This is a genomic window from Priestia sp. RMT2NF4, from assembly GCF_047872835.1.
GTDB lineage: Bacteria > Bacillota > Bacilli > Bacillales > Bacillaceae_H > Priestia > Priestia zanthoxyli.
Window position 1 is genome coordinate 377580 of record NZ_JBLQZO010000002.1, and the last position, 17428, is coordinate 395007.

General features: G+C 37.6%; 18 protein-coding genes and 1 riboswitch. Of the genes, 2 read left to right on the forward strand and 16 right to left on the reverse strand.

The window, feature by feature from the left end:
- Positions 1-73: 73 nt before the first annotated feature.
- From ACMX9J_RS11160 to ACMX9J_RS11185, 6 genes are all read right to left on the reverse strand, one after another.
- Positions 74-1309: a dicarboxylate/amino acid:cation symporter gene (locus tag ACMX9J_RS11160; protein WP_033579852.1), complete on the reverse strand. Its 1236-nt coding sequence runs from the start codon at positions 1307-1309 to the stop codon at positions 74-76.
- 180 nt (positions 1310-1489) lie between these two features.
- Positions 1490-1644, reverse strand: a riboswitch (cyclic di-AMP (ydaO/yuaA leader).
- A 603-nt stretch (positions 1645-2247) separates the two neighbouring features.
- Complete coding sequence (locus ACMX9J_RS11165) at positions 2248-3717, reverse strand: NAD(P)/FAD-dependent oxidoreductase (RefSeq protein WP_028415122.1); 1470 nt, start codon at positions 3715-3717, stop codon at positions 2248-2250.
- A 217-nt stretch (positions 3718-3934) separates the two neighbouring features.
- On the reverse strand, positions 3935-5335 hold the full coding sequence (locus tag ACMX9J_RS11170) for an ATP-binding protein (protein WP_028415123.1): 1401 nt from the start codon (positions 5333-5335) through the stop codon (positions 3935-3937).
- 153 nt (positions 5336-5488) lie between these two features.
- Entirely contained in the window at positions 5489-5662 is a 174-nt protein-coding gene (locus ACMX9J_RS11175) for a YjcZ family sporulation protein (RefSeq protein WP_080518349.1), read from the reverse strand.
- A gap of 87 nt (positions 5663-5749) precedes the next feature.
- On the reverse strand, positions 5750-6175 hold the full coding sequence (locus tag ACMX9J_RS11180) for a hypothetical protein (RefSeq protein ID WP_232217062.1): 426 nt from the start codon (positions 6173-6175) through the stop codon (positions 5750-5752).
- Complete coding sequence (locus ACMX9J_RS11185; protein ID WP_165573653.1) at positions 6165-6326, reverse strand: hypothetical protein; 162 nt, start codon at positions 6324-6326, stop codon at positions 6165-6167. The genes ACMX9J_RS11180 and ACMX9J_RS11185 overlap by 11 nt, the downstream gene beginning before the upstream one ends.
- A 214-nt stretch (positions 6327-6540) precedes the next feature.
- Between ACMX9J_RS11185 and ACMX9J_RS11190 the strand changes: the two genes are divergently transcribed.
- Positions 6541-7296, forward strand: a complete 756-nt coding sequence (locus ACMX9J_RS11190) for a DUF4397 domain-containing protein (RefSeq protein ID WP_014458542.1) — start codon at positions 6541-6543, stop codon at positions 7294-7296.
- 31 nt (positions 7297-7327) lie between these two features.
- Here ACMX9J_RS11190 and ACMX9J_RS11195 read toward each other — a convergent pair whose 3' ends face one another.
- The 7 genes from ACMX9J_RS11195 to ilvA all read right to left on the reverse strand — a co-directional run bounded on the left by ACMX9J_RS11195 (position 7328) and on the right by ilvA (position 14100).
- The gene (locus ACMX9J_RS11195) at positions 7328-7900 is read right to left on the reverse strand and encodes a YpmS family protein (protein ID WP_047749937.1); all 573 of its coding nucleotides are present in this window, start codon (positions 7898-7900) and stop codon (positions 7328-7330) included.
- A gap of 12 nt (positions 7901-7912) precedes the next feature.
- A complete protein-coding gene (locus ACMX9J_RS11200) occupies positions 7913-8797 on the reverse strand; it encodes an SGNH/GDSL hydrolase family protein (protein ID WP_014458541.1) in 885 nt (294 codons plus the stop codon).
- A gap of 236 nt (positions 8798-9033) precedes the next feature.
- Positions 9034-9612, reverse strand: coding sequence for an SCO family protein (locus ACMX9J_RS11205; protein WP_416225812.1), 579 nt, complete (start codon positions 9610-9612; stop codon positions 9034-9036).
- A 24-nt stretch (positions 9613-9636) separates the two neighbouring features.
- Positions 9637-11253 carry an ATP-binding protein gene (locus tag ACMX9J_RS11210; RefSeq protein ID WP_033579850.1) on the reverse strand — a complete coding sequence of 539 codons (1617 nt, stop codon included), beginning with the start codon at positions 11251-11253 and terminating at the stop codon, positions 9637-9639.
- Positions 11254-11403: 150 nt separating this feature from the next.
- Positions 11404-12246 (reverse strand): DegV family protein, encoded by an 843-nt coding sequence (locus tag ACMX9J_RS11215; RefSeq protein ID WP_416225813.1) that lies wholly within the window; start codon positions 12244-12246, stop codon positions 11404-11406.
- Between the two features lie 169 nt (positions 12247-12415).
- Positions 12416-12667: a YpmP family protein gene (locus ACMX9J_RS11220; RefSeq protein ID WP_013058743.1), complete on the reverse strand. Its 252-nt coding sequence runs from the start codon at positions 12665-12667 to the stop codon at positions 12416-12418.
- Positions 12668-12828: 161 nt separating this feature from the next.
- Positions 12829-14100 (reverse strand): threonine ammonia-lyase IlvA, encoded by a 1272-nt coding sequence (gene ilvA / locus ACMX9J_RS11225; RefSeq protein ID WP_013084697.1) that lies wholly within the window; start codon positions 14098-14100, stop codon positions 12829-12831.
- A 231-nt stretch (positions 14101-14331) separates the two neighbouring features.
- Here ilvA and ACMX9J_RS11230 point away from each other — a divergent pair, with 231 nt between their 5' ends.
- Positions 14332-14550 (forward strand): hypothetical protein, encoded by a 219-nt coding sequence (locus tag ACMX9J_RS11230; protein WP_028415130.1) that lies wholly within the window; start codon positions 14332-14334, stop codon positions 14548-14550.
- A 294-nt stretch (positions 14551-14844) separates the two neighbouring features.
- On the opposite strand, the gene ACMX9J_RS11235 is transcribed toward ACMX9J_RS11230, so the two are convergent.
- The 3 genes from ACMX9J_RS11235 to purU all read right to left on the reverse strand — a co-directional run bounded on the left by ACMX9J_RS11235 (position 14845) and on the right by purU (position 17291).
- Positions 14845-15330: a dihydrofolate reductase gene (locus ACMX9J_RS11235; RefSeq protein WP_028415131.1), complete on the reverse strand. Its 486-nt coding sequence runs from the start codon at positions 15328-15330 to the stop codon at positions 14845-14847.
- Positions 15327-16121 (reverse strand): thymidylate synthase, encoded by a 795-nt coding sequence (locus tag ACMX9J_RS11240; protein ID WP_013058746.1) that lies wholly within the window; start codon positions 16119-16121, stop codon positions 15327-15329. Before ACMX9J_RS11240 ends, ACMX9J_RS11235 begins: the two co-directional genes overlap by 4 nt.
- 267 nt (positions 16122-16388) lie before the next feature.
- On the reverse strand, positions 16389-17291 hold the full coding sequence (gene purU / locus ACMX9J_RS11245; RefSeq protein ID WP_176343479.1) for a formyltetrahydrofolate deformylase: 903 nt from the start codon (positions 17289-17291) through the stop codon (positions 16389-16391).
- Between the last annotated feature and the right edge of the window lie 137 nt (positions 17292-17428).

The window sequence follows — 17428 nt, forward strand, 5'->3', positions numbered from 1 at the left end:
AACTGTATGCTGAAAAGAAGAGTTTCTTGCCAATAAAAAAAGCCCTAGCATATAGCTAGAGCTTTTACACATATTAAGCTGATTGCGTTACAGATTTATCGATACGCTTTGCTTCTGACTCAGCCACAATAACGGCACACGCAGCGTCTCCTGTAATATTTACAGACGTACGAAGCATATCAAGCAAGCGATCAATTCCGATAATTAATCCGATACCTGCTACAGGCAGGCCAACCGAACTCAGTACCATCGCTAGCATAATAAGACCAACTCCCGGCACGCCTGCTGTACCAATACTAGCAAGCACCGCTGTCAACACAACCGTCACAAGAGCGCCCAACGACAGATCAACCCCGTATACTTGCGCAATAAAAATAGTCGCTACACCTTGCATAATTGCCGTTCCATCCATGTTAATAGTTGCACCTAATGGCTGAACAAAACTGCTGATAGACTCGGGGACACGAAGATTTTTTTGCGCCACATTCATTGAAATCGGAAGCGTTGCATTACTGCTTGATGTACTGAATCCAACTGTCATCGCAGGAGCAAAACCCTTAAAAAATTCAATAGGGTTACGTCTGGCCATAAGAGCGACTGATCCCCCATATGTTACGATTGAATGGATGAACAGCGCGAGCACGACTACAATCATGTATAGCCCCATCGCTTTAATTGCCTGCCAGCCTTGACTTCCAACCGCGGTTGCAAGAAGCCCAAATGTTCCGTACGGAGCAAACTTCATCACTAGATTCACAAGGTACATCATCAATTCATTTCCTTGCTCAAGTAAATTGTAAAGTCCTTTTGTTTTACTTCCAAGCATCGTGATACCAAAACCGATAAAGATAGAGAAAACGATAAGTTGAAGCATATTCCCTTCAGCCATCGCTTGAATTGGATTGACTGGAATCATATTTAAGAATGTCTCTCCAACCGGTGGTGCTTTTTCAGCTTCAAAAGAAGCGTTTTGTGTATCAAAAGATCCAAATGTACCCGGTTTAATTGCATACGCTAAAATTAAACCGATAATAATTGCAACGGTTGTTGTCACTAGGAAGTAGGAAACTGTTTTTGCCCCGATTCTTCCTAATTTTTTAGGATCTCCTAAACCTGCTACACCTAACGTGATAGAGAAAAACACAATTGGTACAACAAGCATTTTAATTAAGCTTAAGAAAATTTGGCCAAGCGGTGTAAACAAGTACTTGTCCAGCGGAGCAAAAGCACTTGGAGCAAAAGCATTGATTAACACTCCTACAATAGCACCAGCAATTAGCGCGATAATAATCTTTGTCGATAGCTTCATAGATTTACCTCCCGTAAATAAATTATATTAGAATGATTCTAACTACCATACTTATTTTACCATGCATTGAGGGCGATAACACTCAAAATATACAATATATTAAAAATTTTCAGATTAATAGTTTAGGAATATTTTTAGCTATACAAAAAACCATGAGAATATCATGGTTTCATAGACCTGTTATTCCCTCACTGAATGCTTACGGAGTTAGCTGTCGGATTCGGGTATGTGAGTTACCCTACTTGATTCATTCAAGATTCACCCCAAGGACATTACGCACAAATATGGGTCCTCCGTTCTCTTATAAAACAAAAGAGATTAAGCAAATAATTTTCTTTAATATTTTTGCATGATAATAATTGTTACTTTAATTAAAATTCATTTTATATGTTTCTGTCAAGTTTTTATTCAAAAATAATGCATGATTTTATCGTAAAAAGTTGATAATTGTTATATTTTAAAATATTTACATCATATTTCAATAAACCAAAAACACCTATTTAACAAGACTTACAATCTAATGGATAAAAAATTAATTCAAAAAATAGTTTATAAAGTGAACTTTCTTCTCATTGATACCATTCATAAATATGTATAATTATTCTAATATCCATGTACTTTACTGCTTCCATAAATATTTTACTTATCAAAAAAATAACTCTTTCCAACTGTTGATTTTATCCTTGTACTGCTTGATATACACTCCTTAAAATTTCACTGACTTTATTGATGGGAAGAAATCGACACTATCAATTCGCCTTATTCTACTTAATTCTGCTCAAGATAGAAGTATAGATTTCCTACTATCTTTTAAAAAAGGAGCGGGTAATTATCATATAACACTATCGGAGTTGGAGCGGTACAAGTTCTTTACTTTTTACTTATTCCCTCTCGTTGATTTAACCCATAAAAAAAAGAGGCCGTGACGGCCTCTTTTTTTATACAGTAACAGGTTCAGAACTTGCTTTACGATTCTTTAATTTTTCAACAATGTCACGCGCTACCCACACACCACACGCACTTGCCTGCGCGAGTCCTCGCGTAATACCAGCTCCGTCTCCTCCCACGTATAAACCGGAAATTTCAGTTTCAAACTTATCGTTTAACTTCGGACGGGCGGAATAAAATTTCGCTTCCACACCGTAAAACAGCGTATGTTCAGATGCTAACCCAGGCGTTACATGATCCAGTGCTTCTGTCATTTCAATTAAGCTTTTCATTGTATTGTATGGAAGCACTAAACCCAAATCACCAGGGACAGCTTCTTTTAACGTTGGTTCTAAAAAGCCTTCTTTAATTCGATTCGCTGTTGAACGGCGCCCCTTTAAAATATCTCCATACTTTTGAACAACTAAGCCTCCGTTTGACAGCATATTAGCTAATCTTGACACTTCGTGCGCATATTCGTTCGGCTGATCAAATGGATCCGAAAATTTATGAGAAACAAGCAGCGCAAAGTTCGTATTTTGACTTCCAAGCTTCGGATCTTTGTATGCGTGTCCATTTGCTAACATAATCCCTGAATGATTCTCTACTACCACATGCCCTGAAGGATTGCTGCAGAACGTTCTGACTCTTGTACCTACAGACGTATTGTAAATAAATTTCCCTTCGTACAAGTGCTTGTTGATTTCTTCCATAACAACGTTAGATGTTTCTACTCGAACACCGATGTCTACTTGATTGTTAATCATTTTCAAACGGCGTTTTTTTAGTAAGTCGCTCATCCACTTCGAGCCGTCTCGACCTGGTGAAACCACGACTTTATCAGCCGTAATTCTGTCGCCATTCTTCAATTCAATACCGCGCACGATATGCTGACCATCTTCTTTTTCTGTTATTAAATCGGCTACTTCCGTTTTATACTGCATATCAATTTTTTCTTTTAAGTATTCATAAATGCTTTTTAAAATTTCTAAATTTTGCTCTGTTCCTAAATGACGCACTTGGGCACGCAATAGCTTTAATCCTGCTGCGTATCCGCGTTTTTCAATTTCACGAACTTTATCAGTTAACGGATCCGTAATCGTATCGGTTGCTCCGTGTTTTAAATTAATTTCATCCACGTATTTAATTAAATCTACCACCTGTGATTCAGACAGATAATCCGTCATCCAGCCTCCAAATTCACTGGTGATATTAAACTTCCCGTCTGAATATGCGCCGGCTCCACCGAAACCATTTGTGATAGAACAAGCAGGCAAACAGCCAGCAAACTCTTTTCTGCCAACTGCAGGCGGACATTTTTCAATTTTTTTCTGAAGAATCGGACAATTACGTCGATAGATATCGTGTCCTTTATCGATTAATAAAATAGTTGCTTCCGGTAATTTTAACGTTAGCTCATAGCAAGTAAAAATTCCAGCAGGTCCTGCCCCTACCACAATAACATCATAATTTGAGTTCATTGTACATTCTCCCATCATCTTTTTTCTTTGGGTAAAAGATAAAAGTTATTGACCGAATTTTCTTTTTTTATTATCATTCGGTTATTTTCTAGCCATTTGATAATATATCAAAAACAAACCCTTTAGTCAACAATATACACGAACATTAAAATAAAAAAATAAAAAAACATTCGTTTTTATTTCAACCAAATAAAAACCAGCGAACGAATAGCAAGCGCTACGAAATGTTCACTGGTTCTTTAATATACGGAAGAGCAATTTCTACTTTTGTTCCTACTCCTACTTTACTCGCAAATGAAATATGCCCTTGATGCTGTTCGATTATTCGGTAGCTAATCATTAATCCTAGCCCTGTTCCTGTTTGTTTGGTGGAATAAAATGGTTCACCTAGCCGAGCTAAAGATTGCTCATCAATTCCACATCCTTCATCCTCGATAATGACCATGCCGTATTCATTTCTTTTCTCGACGGTAACTTTAACTGTACCTTTGCTCATTGACTCAAGCGCATTTTGAATTAAATTAATAAAAACTTGTTTAAGCGCATTTTCTTCACAAAAGATTGTAATCTCATCACTAATCTCATTAATAATACGACAATTTTTATAATTGGCGTGTGTATCTAATAGTAATGTCACGTGACGTATGATTTGATTGAGACTTTTCGGATGGTATGAATTTTCAATTTTAGGCTTGGCCAGCGTTAAAAATTCTTGAATAATGGATTCGACGCGATTCAATTCTTCAAGCATAATATCATTGTATTCTTCATTATACTGTTTCGATGCTTTTAGCAGCTGAATAAACCCTTTAATCGCCGTCATTGGATTACGGATTTCATGTGCTACTCCTGCCGCTAGCTTGCTCACCATTGTAAGCTTTTCAGATTTGCTTGCCATTTCATCATATTTTTTTCGATCCGTTACGTCGCGAATAATATACTGAATGGCATCCTGTCCTTCAAACTTAATTTTGGTTGCCGAAGATTCAATAATGACGACCCCTTTTTTAGTCAATAGTTTCACATCAACACGTGGCCTCACGGACATTCCATTCATCAGCTGAACCATTCGTTCTTTTACAATTTCTAAATGTTCGGGGTGAATAAAGTGAAGCCAAGGACGCCCGATATACTCTTCTTTTTTCTCCCCGCCAAGAAGTTTAACACCAGCGGGATTCAAATATTGAATTCTGCCTTCTCTCGTTACAATAAATGCATCTTGACTTTGCTGGACAAACTGCTTATATTGCTTCATTTTCCGAATGACTTCCTCTTGCTTTTCAATACTTGAGGAAAACTCTTTCCACTGAACAACTAAGAGCGGAATATCTTCTTCCGTGCGCTGAATATGGATATGCATCGGAAACTGCTGATCTACTTTTTTCTTAAGTAAAACAACTTCTTCCTCTTGCTTTCTTAACGGTTCCACTTCATGCTTTTCAATAAAAAAGCGATTTGGCTCTTCAAACACATTACAGGAAAGAAGCCGTTCCTCCGTCGTTTTAAAAAGGTGGCAGCAAGCTTCATTTAAAATTTGAATATCGCCATCCATATTCATTACGAGCATTGGTGTAAATGACATTGAAAATAGCTGTTGAAATACTTTTTCCTTTTCCATATATTCACCTTCGCTTATTGAGTTACTAGCTATAGTATAATATGGTAAATGTTGATTTGGCAAAATTTTTTTATTATTTAAACAATTTATATGTAAGTTTGTCCTTTTCCATCTTTTATAAAAAGCTCGCACATGCGAGCAAATGAGACCTAATCAGCAAAAACAAGTGCAGCCAATGATGATTAATAAAATAAATAGCACAACAATTAATGCAAATGACTGGCCCGTTCCGCAATGATGATAACCGCCAATTGGATAGTGGCAAGTATCATATAGGTGGTGATAGCCTCCGTGATGGCATGGGTCGTAACAATCGTAGTTATACATAGCAATCTCTCCTCTTGTTTTTTTCATTTCGTACACTGTACTTTATATGCGTTAGTTGATTGTCCTGTATGTGCATTCGCCCATTTTTTACTTTCTCTTACGCCATATTCGCCTTTTGGGCTGCAGCGTATACGAAAACAACAAAAGTAAAATACTGCCCATCACCAGTAGCGTAGTAAAATCTTTCATAAACTCAATAATGACCCCTATATACGGGAGATGGTATGCGTAGCTTCCAATCACTTTAAAAGAAGCAGGCAAAGAATTTCTTTGAGCTGTAACCAGTACATCAGGGTCTTGATTATGGGCCAGTACAAGTTCATTCTTTGAAGAAGATGATTCGTCTCTAAAGACAACCATATCTCCGCGATGCAGGTGGTGATAATCCGTTTCTTGAACGGTTACAGTGAAACCAAATAGGCTTGGAACTGTGCTAACAAATAAAAATGTAAAGCAAATTGCATAAAGAACAAGTACATATCGAAACGCAGAAAACATACATTTATTGATCATAGGTAATCAGCTCAATTCGCTCGGTTACTTTATTTAGCGCGGGGGTAATGTGATTAAATGAAGTAGAGCGCTCTGTAAATTGAATTAAAAGTAGCAGCAGTAAAAAACTTAACATGATTAACCGTAGCATCCGAGCATAAAAATCACGCATGCTCTCACTCCTTTTTTCTATACTAAATTCGGTCGTACAATAAGCCTTCAGTCAATAATTTGATTCAGTATATGCACATAGAGGGCGTTTGGCTCATTGTTTCTTCTTGGAGGTCTCGGGAGTGATCAGTGATCGGCATAAATTATGAGTTTTAGCATATGTTTGGTTACGTATGGAAATGTTTTTATACTCCGACAATAAGGGAGCTGAACATATGGCTAATTATTCCTTTGATCAATATATTAAAAAAGCAATGAAATACGATTTTCTAGCTAACTACTATAAGTATAGTGATCCATCTAAGCATATTCATTATTATCAAAAGCATTTGTACTATATCCAGCAGGCCATCTTAACTTCTTCTGAAAATACGAATTTACGCGTAAATCCGCCGCAAATTCGTATACTTCACGCTTCTCCAGATTCTCCATCTGTAGATATTTATATTAACAACAAACGAGTGATTCGCAACTTAACTTATAAACAAGAAACAGATTATATTGAATTACAAGAACCTGGAAGATACACAATTTCTATTTATCCCGCTGGAGAAACGGGAAGACCTGTTTTAACGGAATCATTTACATTTGAAGGAAACCAAAATTACACGGTAGCGGCGGTAGATGAGCTAAACAAGCTTGATTTATTATTTATCTATGACAATACGGATGTACCAAGTGGAGAAACGAAGCTTCGGTTTGTGCACCTTTCTCCTGATGCTCCTGCTGTGGATATTGCGGCTAGAGGTGGAGACGTCATTTTTTCTGGCGTGCAGTTCAAAGAAGTCACAAAATATTTGCCTTTATCCCCCATGCATGTTCAACTTAGTGTGCGCATAGCAGGAACCAAAAATGTAGTACTCGAAATCCCAGCACTGAACCTTCGCCCGAATCGAACATACACGGTATATGCCGTCGGATTTGCTAAAAACCGTCCTGCATTAGAAGCGCTGATTTCCCAAGACCGTTAACAAAAAAAACCTTCCAAATTGGAAGGTTTTTTTATTCACTGCGCGAAATTAAACGTACGCGAATATCATCATTTTTTAAATCAAACTTTTGTACTTTTACAGCAAAATCACTCTCTAACTTCATCTGCTGTAACGCTACGTATACTGATTCATTCTTTGGATCGATTGTTACCCATTCTGGTAGCGCAAAATTATTATTTACGTATCGAAGCACTGTGCGGACAGGCAGCTGCAGCTTTCCAACAGAAAGTGACTGCTGTTCAAGCACAATATCTCCATTTTTTTGTACGATCGGATCAAATGTCATTCGAATATTAATATCATCGCCGAATACTTGAATCGTTCCGTCTACTCTTACTACATCGGTAAGAGTAATTTTGTAGTTAAGCGGCTGATTCTTAAATTCTTTTTTTAAATATTTATCAATCAGTACATTTAAGTCCGCTTTTTTAGCCAAAATAGTTAGTTCTGCGTCTCCTTCTACTTTTTTAGAGGGAGTTGGATTGACCTTGTCAACCGGTTGAAAAATAAACGCAATAATAAGGATAGCCCCTAGAACATTAATCCCTAATAACGCGATAAATAGGGTTTTCCACTTCTTCATATAACAATCTCCTTACTCGTTCCCACTCTCTTTCGTGTTTTTCTCTTTTTCATCAGATGTAACTTCTTCTGCTGTTTCCTTTTTCTGGTCTCCAACGAGAGGATCTTCTTCCTCCATTGATTTACTAATGCGCTCAGCCATTAGTTTGTACCCTTTTTTATTAGGGTGAAACTCGTCTTTCCCTAATAAATTTACGTCAGAATCATAAAAAATATCATCAATTTTTACATAACTTACATTATCATATTGAGAAGCAATTTTCTCGCTTGCCGCATTCCATTCATTAATAACGACATTAATTTCTTTCACATCACTTAACGATTTAAAGAATGGATTATAAAAACCGATTAAATAAATATGGGCATTAGGATTAAGCTTACGTATGCGTGAAAACACGTCATTTAGACGTTTTTCATATTTTGACTGCTGTGATTCAAACGTCTTAATTGAGATATTGTAAAAGTAATCCCTTACCACTTTCATCACGTCATTGCCGCCAATCGTCAAGAAAACGATGTCTGCTCTTGATACTTCAGCTGCTACTCCCGGCTGATTTAACCTCGCTAATAGCTGATCCGTCCGGTTTCCTCTTTTGCCTAGATTCTCTGTTCGTACATTTTGCACTTCATTTTGTTTAGAAAGGTATTTAGTTAAGTATGGTACATAACCGCCTTTTTTAGACTCATCTCCTACTCCTTCAGTTAATGAGTCGCCAATGGCTACAATATCTAAATCTACAGGGAAAAAGCCTTTCGGAATATGCTTTTTAGGTGTTAAATCCACTTCTTTCTGAACGGCTTCTTCTTTATTGTCCGTTGGCAAAAAAGTCGTCGTCGAACAGCTCGCTAACACCACCGCACTCATACTGCTTATCACTATACTTTTCCATTTTCTCATCATAACACCTACTAACTATGCTGTATTCTCGCTGTCACAAGCAATACTGCTTACCGCTCTGAATAACTATATCTTTATATCTTATCATACTATGTCAAGTTGATATTTTACTACGTTTCTTATATATAGTATATGTAAAAAAAAGGATAAGCATGTTTCTTTCATAAAAATATCCGCTCACACATCACTGTAAAGATAGCTGTGTTTGGCGGATAGATTTGACGATTTTATAGCTCTTACTGAAGGATTTTAATATCTTTTATCATATCATCATAAGGAGGATCAGTCACTCCCTGATAAGATTTTTGAACCACTCCATCTTTGTCAATTAGAAAAAAATACGTACCGTGAATAACCTGCGGATCTTCTTGCGGCTTTTTCACAATCATCTTAAATTGATCCAGCGCAAACTTTTCAATTTCCGCTTGTTTATAGCCCGTTAAGAAATCCCAATTCGAAAAATCAGCGCCAAATTTAGTCGCATAGTCCTTCATTTTCTGAGGAGTGTCCACTTCAGGGTCTACGCTAAATGAAACAAAGCGAACGTCCAGGCCTTCATCCTTAGCCATTTTTTGTAATTTAGCCATATGAGCCGTCATTGGGGGACATACGGTTTCGCAGCTTGTGAAGATAAAGTTAGCTACCCAAACGTTCCCTTCCAGCTGACTTAGCCCTACTTTCTTTTGATCTTGGTTAACATAAGAAAAAGAGTCCATCTTCCAATTAAGCGGATTTTCTATTTTGGAACCACAGGCTGTTAACATCATGCAACTAATAAGCAGTAAAAAAAACAATTTATAAGACCAGCTTTTCATATGTTCCTCCTGCACGGTTAAAGTTTAGTCATAGCTAGGGAAAATCAAGATAAACGTTGAACCTTTTCCTGGTATGCTTTCCACTTCAATTCTTCCATTCATTTGTTCCACCAGTTGATAAGAAACCATCAGACCAATCCCTGTTCCTTTTTCTTTTAAAGAATAAAACGCTGTTCCCAGCCGCTTCACTTGTTCACTGGTCATGCCTATACCAGTATCTTCAATTTGAATATGTACATGCCCTTCTCGCTTGTAAAGCCCCACTCGAAGCGTTCCCCCAGCTCTCATGGCTTCAATTCCATTTTTCATAATATTAAGCAGAACTTGATTCAATTCGTTTCGGCTGCCGCGAACATACATCTCTTCTTTTGCGTCTAATTCTATGAGTATATTGTTTGTTAATAAAGCATAAGAAGATAATAAATCTACTAAGCTTGTAATACACTCCAAGCAGTTAATAAAACGATGCTGGTGAACATCCGGCTTGGCTAACGATAAATAGTCATGAATAATCGCTTCTGCTCTGTCCATTTCATTAATCATAAGATGAATGTAACTTAATTCAGTGTTTGAAAGCTTTGTGTTATCTTGAAACAGCTGCAAAAACCCTTTTACCACCGTCATAGGATTTCGAATTTCATGCGCTACAGAAGCAGCTAATTGGCCAATTGCATTCATTTTCTCCGCTCGCTGCAATTCCTTTTGCATCCTCGTTTTTTCCATAATAACTTCCAATTCATCAATCGCTTTGGTAATTCCGTCTTTTGTATGACTGAGATCTGTTTCTACATTCAGGTGTTCTTTTGTTACTGACACTTGATGAAAAAGCTGCTGCAGCCGCTCGGTCATTTCATTAAATCTTGTGTGTACATTCCCTAACTCAGAATCATCTTCGTGTGTCAGCTTCACATCAAATTTCCCTTGACTCACCGCTTGAATTCCTTCTATTAATTCCCCAAGGGGCGACATTAATCGCCTTAGTCCCCAGTCTTGAATCACAATAATGAAGGTAAACAGAAGCGTAAACGCAACGACCAAAGACACAATTAAACGTTTTTGATAGATATAGATAGCGCTTGCATCTACATCTACACCAAGAATAGCCACAACTTTTCCAGAGCTGTTTGTAATAGGCGATAAAACGGTTATCCACGTCCCGAATTCGTCTTTGTATGTAGATGTTACGATATTTTTCTTTTTTCGTTCTGCTTCCTTAAATGATTTGTAAAATTCTTCTCCCCCATAATAAATCATGGACGGCTCTAGCGATTGCTTAATTTTCTTATTCGCTGTTACGATAATCTTATTTCCATGCGATTTGAATTTTTCGGTCGTCATAATATATCCCTGCAAGTACGACGGATGCAATTCATAAATCTTTCTGAACTGCTTTTCTAGCTCGTCTTTTTCAGGAATCGGCCCGTTCCTTGAATCCACTGCTGCTATTACGTCTTGTTTAGATAAAGACTCCCTCCATAAATCGGCCATAATTAACACATGCTGCGTTAACGTCTCTTTTGCCATTTTTTTTTGAACTTGATAGCTAATGGCTAAAGAAATGACTCCAAGGGCAACTACAATTAAAGTAGAAAATAAAACCGTTTTGTTAAACACACTCAAATTTCGAATATATTTTTTCATCGGTATACTCCGGATTCAAAAGAATAGTAACCAGCACAGCATTCGCTGGTAGAAAGTTGATTCTATTATATCACACGTTCGTCCACTTCTCTTTCTCCTTTTTCCAAAAAAGAGAAAGCCAAAAAAGTGACTTGCAAAAAGCAACTCACTTTATTCAGCAAAATACATAAAACCAATTGCACCAATACCCGTATGCGTCGAGATAATAGGCGTCGTATCTTCAATCGAAAATTGCGTATAGCCTCTTGTCTTCACGATTGATTCTTTTAGCTTAGAAGCGAGCCCAAGTCCATCTGCATGTACAAGCCCTACTCCTTTAATACTTTTTCCTTCTGTATGCTCTTCGAACTGCTTCGTTAAAAACTTAACAATTTGAGAATGACTGCGCACTTTAGCAACAGGAGTGTATACTCCGTCAGCTAGGGAAGCAATTGGCTTAATATTTAAAAGAGAACCGATTAGCCCTTTTCCACGTCCAATACGTCCACCTTTAACCAAATTTTCAAGCGTATCGACTACGACAAAAAGATTCGTATTTTGACGCACCTCTTCCAAGCGCGCGACAATTTCTTCTACCGTATGCCCCTCTTCAATCATTTTCACCGCTTCAAAGACTTGAAACGAAAGAGCTTTTGTAATGTACATAGAATCGACAACGGTGATATTTCCTTCCACCATTTGAGCCGCGCTTTCAGCTGCTCGAACGGTTCCGCTCATTCCTCCAGTCATATGAATGGAAATGACGTCATACCCTTTACTCACTAATCGTTCATATACTTCAACAAAAGAACCAATAGCCGGCTGAGAGCTTTTTGGTAATTCTTTTGAATTTTTCATTTTTTCAATAAAATCTGTCGGCGTTAATTCCACGCGATCCAAATATGTTTCATTATCAATATTAATACATAAAGGTATCATCTCAATACCGTATTTTTCAGCTTCTTCCAACGTTAAATCAATTGTTGAATCCGTTACCACTTTAATTTTCGACATGTGTTCACCCCTATAAGATGCATTGCAAACTAGTATAACATGAACGCTTACAACAATATAGTTATAATAGAATGCAAGTTTTGCTAATTCGTAAAATGCATGTTCAACCTTTTAGATCAACAAAAAAAGTTGACTCTGCTGAAATATTCAGAAAAGTCAACTTTTACGTTTATGCATTATGCTTTAATACATGAGACTTAAAGAGCTGTTCGTAATCTTTCCATTTCAGCACGCGTTTTAAATATTCTTGAAACGAGTAGGTTTGCTTCGGAACTGATTCGTTCGTGATTTGTCTAATAAATAAATCAAGCTTTGCAGATAACATGAACCGAAACGTGCTATTTTCCTCTAAAACTGGAATTTCAGTAATTTTTACTTTTTGACCACTGACATGTTTAAATTCAAGGCTTTTTAATAGCAAGGCGATCAACCCTCTTTTTACCCGTTTATTTTATTATAATGCTTGAGGTACTTTCTGTCTTGATAAAATAAAAAGAAAACACAAATATTTTTTAAAATAAAAATGCTTCATCAACTTATTCGACAGTTAATGAAGCATTCCTTTTTAAAACGACCTTCTATTTAAATAAATAAGTGAAACAAGTTGCTTTCTTTATTAATTTCTGTGTAAGGAAATCCTTTTTTATCCATACGATTAATTAGTGGATAATAATCTTCTTTATGCTTAAGCTCGATTCCCACAAGTGCAGGCCCGCTGTCTTTGTTATTCTTTTTCGTATACTCAAAGCGCGAAATATCGTCTGTCGGTCCAAGCACTTCGTCTAAAAATTCACGAAGAGCTCCTGCGCGCTGAGGGAAGTTAACGATAAAATAATGCTGTAATCCTTCATAAATCATCGAACGTTCTTTGATTTCTTGCATACGTCCAATGTCATTGTTGCCTCCGCTGATGACGCAAACAACCGTTTTTCCTTTAATTTGCTCACGGTATGAGTCAAGAGCAGCAATCGAAAGAGCTCCTGCTGGTTCTGCTACAATCGCATTTTCATTGTATAGAGATAAAATGGTTGTGCAAACCTTGCCTTCAGGAACAACTACAATATCGTCCACAAGCTCTTTACTGATGTCATACGGAAGCGTTCCAACTGTTTTAACAGCCGCTCCGTCTACAAATGGATCGATTGCCGGTAGCGTCACTACATTTCCATTTGCTAAAGATGTCTGCATACCAGGCGCGCCTGCTGGTTCTACCCCAATCACAGCTGTTTGAGGCGAGATGCTTTTTACGTATGTGCCGACACCGGAAATTAATCCGCCCCCGCCGATACCCGCAAATACGTAGTCAATTTCATCTTCACAGTCATTGAACATTTCAACGGCTACTGTACCCTGTCCTGCAATAACGTCTACATCATTAAATGGATGAATAAATGTTCGATGCTCCTCTTCACTGCATGCAATAGCTTGTTCATAAGAATCATCAAACGTATCTCCGATTAGTACGACCTTTACGTTATCTTTGCCTAGAAATTTCACTTGATTAATTTTTTGGCGTGGCGTTGTGCTCGGCATAAAGATTTTACCATCGATATTTAAATGACGGCACGCATATGCTACACCTTGTGCGTGGTTTCCTGCACTTGCACAGGCAATTCCATTTTCTAATTCTTCTGGGGATAACTTTTTGATTCGATTGTACGCACCGCGGATTTTAAATGAGCGCACCACCTGTAAATCCTCACGTTTTAAATAGATATTACATTCATATCGTTCAGACAAAACGTCATTACGCTGTAGTGGTGTATGCACAACAACATCTTTAATCAATTGATTTGCAATCATGATGTCCTCTAAATGTACGTGTTTTGTTCGATTATCTACTTGTTGTTTCATAACCAACTTCCTTCCTCTTCTACCATTATTAATTTGTACATTATATCACATAAAATTTAGAAAAATCATTATTTTTCATTAATAATGACTAAAAAAACTTTTCCAACTATTTTACTGTCCACATACTTTACATATGTTTAGCAAACGCTAAATAGACTTACAAAATTGCCCATACTTTCTACATGCAGCTGATGCTATAACAGGTATAAATTAAGAAAGGTTGTGGAATAAATGGAGTTTTCACTTCAAAGTTATGAAAGTGCCATTCCGTGCGAAGTAGTTGCAGATGAAGAAAACGGTAGATATATGCTTCGCAAAGCAGATACAAGCGGAGAAGTTTTTAATACACCAAGCGAGCTGATTCAATGGATTGAAGCAAACTGGAGCGCTGAACAGTTTGTTAGCACAGCCGCTTTTCACGAAATGATGAAGCAATTAAAATCAATATAAAAAGAGATTGAGACATAACGAAATAGACCCCACCTAAAGACGTCTAATATGAATCGGTTTTTACACCGCAGTTGATTTCCGTGCAAGACTTCGCTTTCCGCGGGCGGTGAGCCTCCTCATTGCTTCCGCTCCCGCCTGAGTCTTCGCCTTACCCTCCAATCAACTGCTAAAAGCACCTACAGACATGAAACCTACGTTCACCATCACAAAGAAAGATCCGAACGATGAATCGTTCGGATCTTTCTTCAACTACCATACTTTTGTCCCAGACTCGCATTTTTTTAATAAGGGAAATCAGCTTCGCTCGTATACGGTAAAATAATACGTGTAGGGATTTTTTTCATCTTTAATTCCTTGCTGCTTCGAAATAACTTTCCATTCGCTCAAATCAATCGCAGGAAAATGTGTATCGCCGTCAAAAGATTCTTCAATATGCGTAATATAAAGTCGGTTTGCAACGTCTAATGTTTGCTCATACAGAGTAGCTCCACCAATCACAAAGAGCTCGTCTTCTTTTTCAGCATCTAATGCTTCTAGTTCCTCAACTGAATGAATAACGGTTGCTCCTTCTTGCTGATAATCTTTTTGACGCGTAAGAACCACATTTTCGCGATTAGGGAGCGGTCGTCCAATTGATTCAAATGTTTTTCTTCCCATTACAATCGTATGACTCGTTGTGATGCGCTTGAAATACTTTAAATCTTCCGGAAGACGCCATGGCAAATCATTCTCTTTACCAATCAGCCTATTTTGATCCATTGCGACAATGAGGGAAATCATACGCTCACAGCTCCTTTAATGTGAGGATGCGCATTATAATCTACTAATTCAAAGTCTTCAAATTTAAAGTCAAAAATTGATTTTACGTCTGGATTGATTTTCATTTTTGGTAATGCATGAGGCTCGCGCGTCAACTGCAGGTTTACTTGTTCGATGTGATTGCTGTAGATATGCGCATCACCAAACGTATGAACAAAATCACCTGGCTCTAAATCACACACTTGTGCCACCATCATTGTAAGCAGCGCATATGAAGCTATATTAAACGGTACGCCTAGGAAAATATCAGCTGAGCGCTGATACAATTGACAAGACAATTTGCCGTCCGCTACATAAAACTGAAATAAGCAGTGACAAGGCGGCAAAGCCATATTGTCTACATCAGATACATTCCAGGCGCTTACCATTAAGCGGCGCGAATCAGGATTGTTTTTGATTTGATTAATAACATTTGTAATTTGATCAATTTTTTCGCCGTCCGGCGTTGGCCATGAACGCCACTGATGACCATATACAGGGCCAAGCTCGCCGTTTTCATCCGCCCATTCATTCCAAATGCGCACGCCGTTATCTTGTAAATACTTAACGTTTGTATCTCCTTGTAAAAACCAAAGCAGTTCATGAATAATTGATTTCAAATGAAGTTTTTTTGTCGTTAATACCGGGAAACCTTCTTGTAAATTAAAACGCATTTGATAGCCAAATGTGCTAATTGTACCTGTTCCTGTCCGATCTTCTTTTTTTGTTCCATTTGCTAACACATGCTCGCAAAGTTCAAGATATTGTTTCACTTCCGACACTTCCTTTATTAAAAAGTCCTTTTCTATTGTATAAGTGTTCACGGGCTAAGTAAACAACTAAATCTCAGCTCATATAGAAAAGTTCTTTATCATGTAGGTACGCGATTTCCCCGAAAAAAAACGCGAATGAGACCTAATGAAACCTACGTTTACCATGACCATAAAAAAATCCGAACGAATTTCATTCTCTCTCAAGAATCTCGATTCATCGTTCGGATCTTCCTTCGGCTAAACTACTTTTTAACAGCTTAGTCTTTGTTAATTAAATACAATTGTGCGGTTTTCATGCACTAAAATGCGGTCTTCTAAGTGCCATTTCACAGCGCGTGCAAGCACCGTACGTTCAATTAAGCGGCCTTTTTTCTTTAAGTCATCCGCATCATCACGGTGATTCACGCGTTCAATATCTTGTTCAATAATTGGTCCTTCATCCAAGTCGTCTGTTACATAGTGAGACGTAGCACCAATTAATTTTACGCCTCGTTGATATGCACGTTCATATGGACGTGCTCCAATGAATGCCGGTAAGAATGAATGGTGAATATTAATAATGCGATACGGATTTTCAGCCACAAAGGTCGGCGTTAAAATTTGCATATAACGCGCTAAGATAATTACATCAATATCATAATCTTTTAATACTTCAAGCTGTTTTGCTTCTGCTTCTTGACGAATGTCTTTTGTCGCTGGTATATGCTTAAATGGAATGCCAAACGATTCAACTACTTCGCGCGCATCTTCGTGATTGCTTACAACGACAGCGATGTCTGTCATCAAGTCTCCGCTTTCCCACGCCCACAGCAGCTCTAGCAGACAGTGAGGCTCTTTTGACACAAAAATAGCTGTTTTTTTCAAATTATGAGCATATGTAAACTGCCAGTTCATCGAAAATGTATCGGCAATCTTTTTGAAGCTTTCTTCTAGCTTTACTTCTTTAGCTAATAAATCCTCACATTCAAATTCGAAACGGATAAAAAACATGCCGCCTTCATGGTTTGTTGAATGTTGACTTGATTCTACAATATTTGCACCGTGCTCATGTAAAAACGTAGACACAGCGGCTACAATACCCGGTTTGTCCGGACAGCTAATTAGCAGCCGACCTCGGTTTTTATATTTCTCTTTATATGAAGTTAAATGTTTTTGAATATGCGATTTCATGTAATTCCCTCTCTTTTTTTAAATATACAGACAATTGTACCATTATCCTTGTAGCGATGCGACATTGAAATAAGGCTTTGACAAAAGAAAGCCGAAACGTTTGCTTCAGCTTGCGTATTTGTTGTTCTACCATCTAC

Bases quoted from the DNA above. Each gene is read 5' to 3' on its own strand.
- ACMX9J_RS11195 (WP_047749937.1), bottom strand. From the start codon at position 7,900: ATGAAGAAGTGGAAAACCCTATTTATCGCGTTATTAGGGATTAATGTT.
- ACMX9J_RS11185 (WP_165573653.1), bottom strand. From the start codon at position 6,326: ATGCGTGATTTTTATGCTCGGATGCTACGGTTAATCATGTTAAGTTTT.
- ACMX9J_RS11180 (WP_232217062.1), bottom strand. From the start codon at position 6,175: ATGATCAATAAATGTATGTTTTCTGCGTTTCGATATGTACTTGTTCTT.
- ACMX9J_RS11210 (WP_033579850.1), bottom strand. From the start codon at position 11,253: ATGAAAAAATATATTCGAAATTTGAGTGTGTTTAACAAAACGGTTTTA.
- ACMX9J_RS11190 (WP_014458542.1), top strand. From the start codon at position 6,541: ATGGCTAATTATTCCTTTGATCAATATATTAAAAAAGCAATGAAATAC.
- ACMX9J_RS11215 (WP_416225813.1), bottom strand. From the start codon at position 12,246: ATGTCGAAAATTAAAGTGGTAACGGATTCAACAATTGATTTAACGTTG.
- ACMX9J_RS11200 (WP_014458541.1), bottom strand. From the start codon at position 8,797: ATGAGAAAATGGAAAAGTATAGTGATAAGCAGTATGAGTGCGGTGGTG.
- ACMX9J_RS11205 (WP_416225812.1), bottom strand. From the start codon at position 9,612: ATGAAAAGCTGGTCTTATAAATTGTTTTTTTTACTGCTTATTAGTTGC.
- purU (WP_176343479.1), bottom strand. From the start codon at position 17,291: ATGAAATCGCATATTCAAAAACATTTAACTTCATATAAAGAGAAATAT.
- ACMX9J_RS11170 (WP_028415123.1), bottom strand. From the start codon at position 5,335: ATGGAAAAGGAAAAAGTATTTCAACAGCTATTTTCAATGTCATTTACA.
- ACMX9J_RS11235 (WP_028415131.1), bottom strand. From the start codon at position 15,330: ATGATTTCCCTCATTGTCGCAATGGATCAAAATAGGCTGATTGGTAAA.
- ACMX9J_RS11175 (WP_080518349.1), bottom strand. From the start codon at position 5,662: ATGTATAACTACGATTGTTACGACCCATGCCATCACGGAGGCTATCAC.
- ACMX9J_RS11165 (WP_028415122.1), bottom strand. From the start codon at position 3,717: ATGAACTCAAATTATGATGTTATTGTGGTAGGGGCAGGACCTGCTGGA.
- ACMX9J_RS11230 (WP_028415130.1), top strand. From the start codon at position 14,332: ATGGAGTTTTCACTTCAAAGTTATGAAAGTGCCATTCCGTGCGAAGTA.
- ilvA (WP_013084697.1), bottom strand. From the start codon at position 14,100: ATGAAACAACAAGTAGATAATCGAACAAAACACGTACATTTAGAGGAC.
- ACMX9J_RS11160 (WP_033579852.1), bottom strand. From the start codon at position 1,309: ATGAAGCTATCGACAAAGATTATTATCGCGCTAATTGCTGGTGCTATT.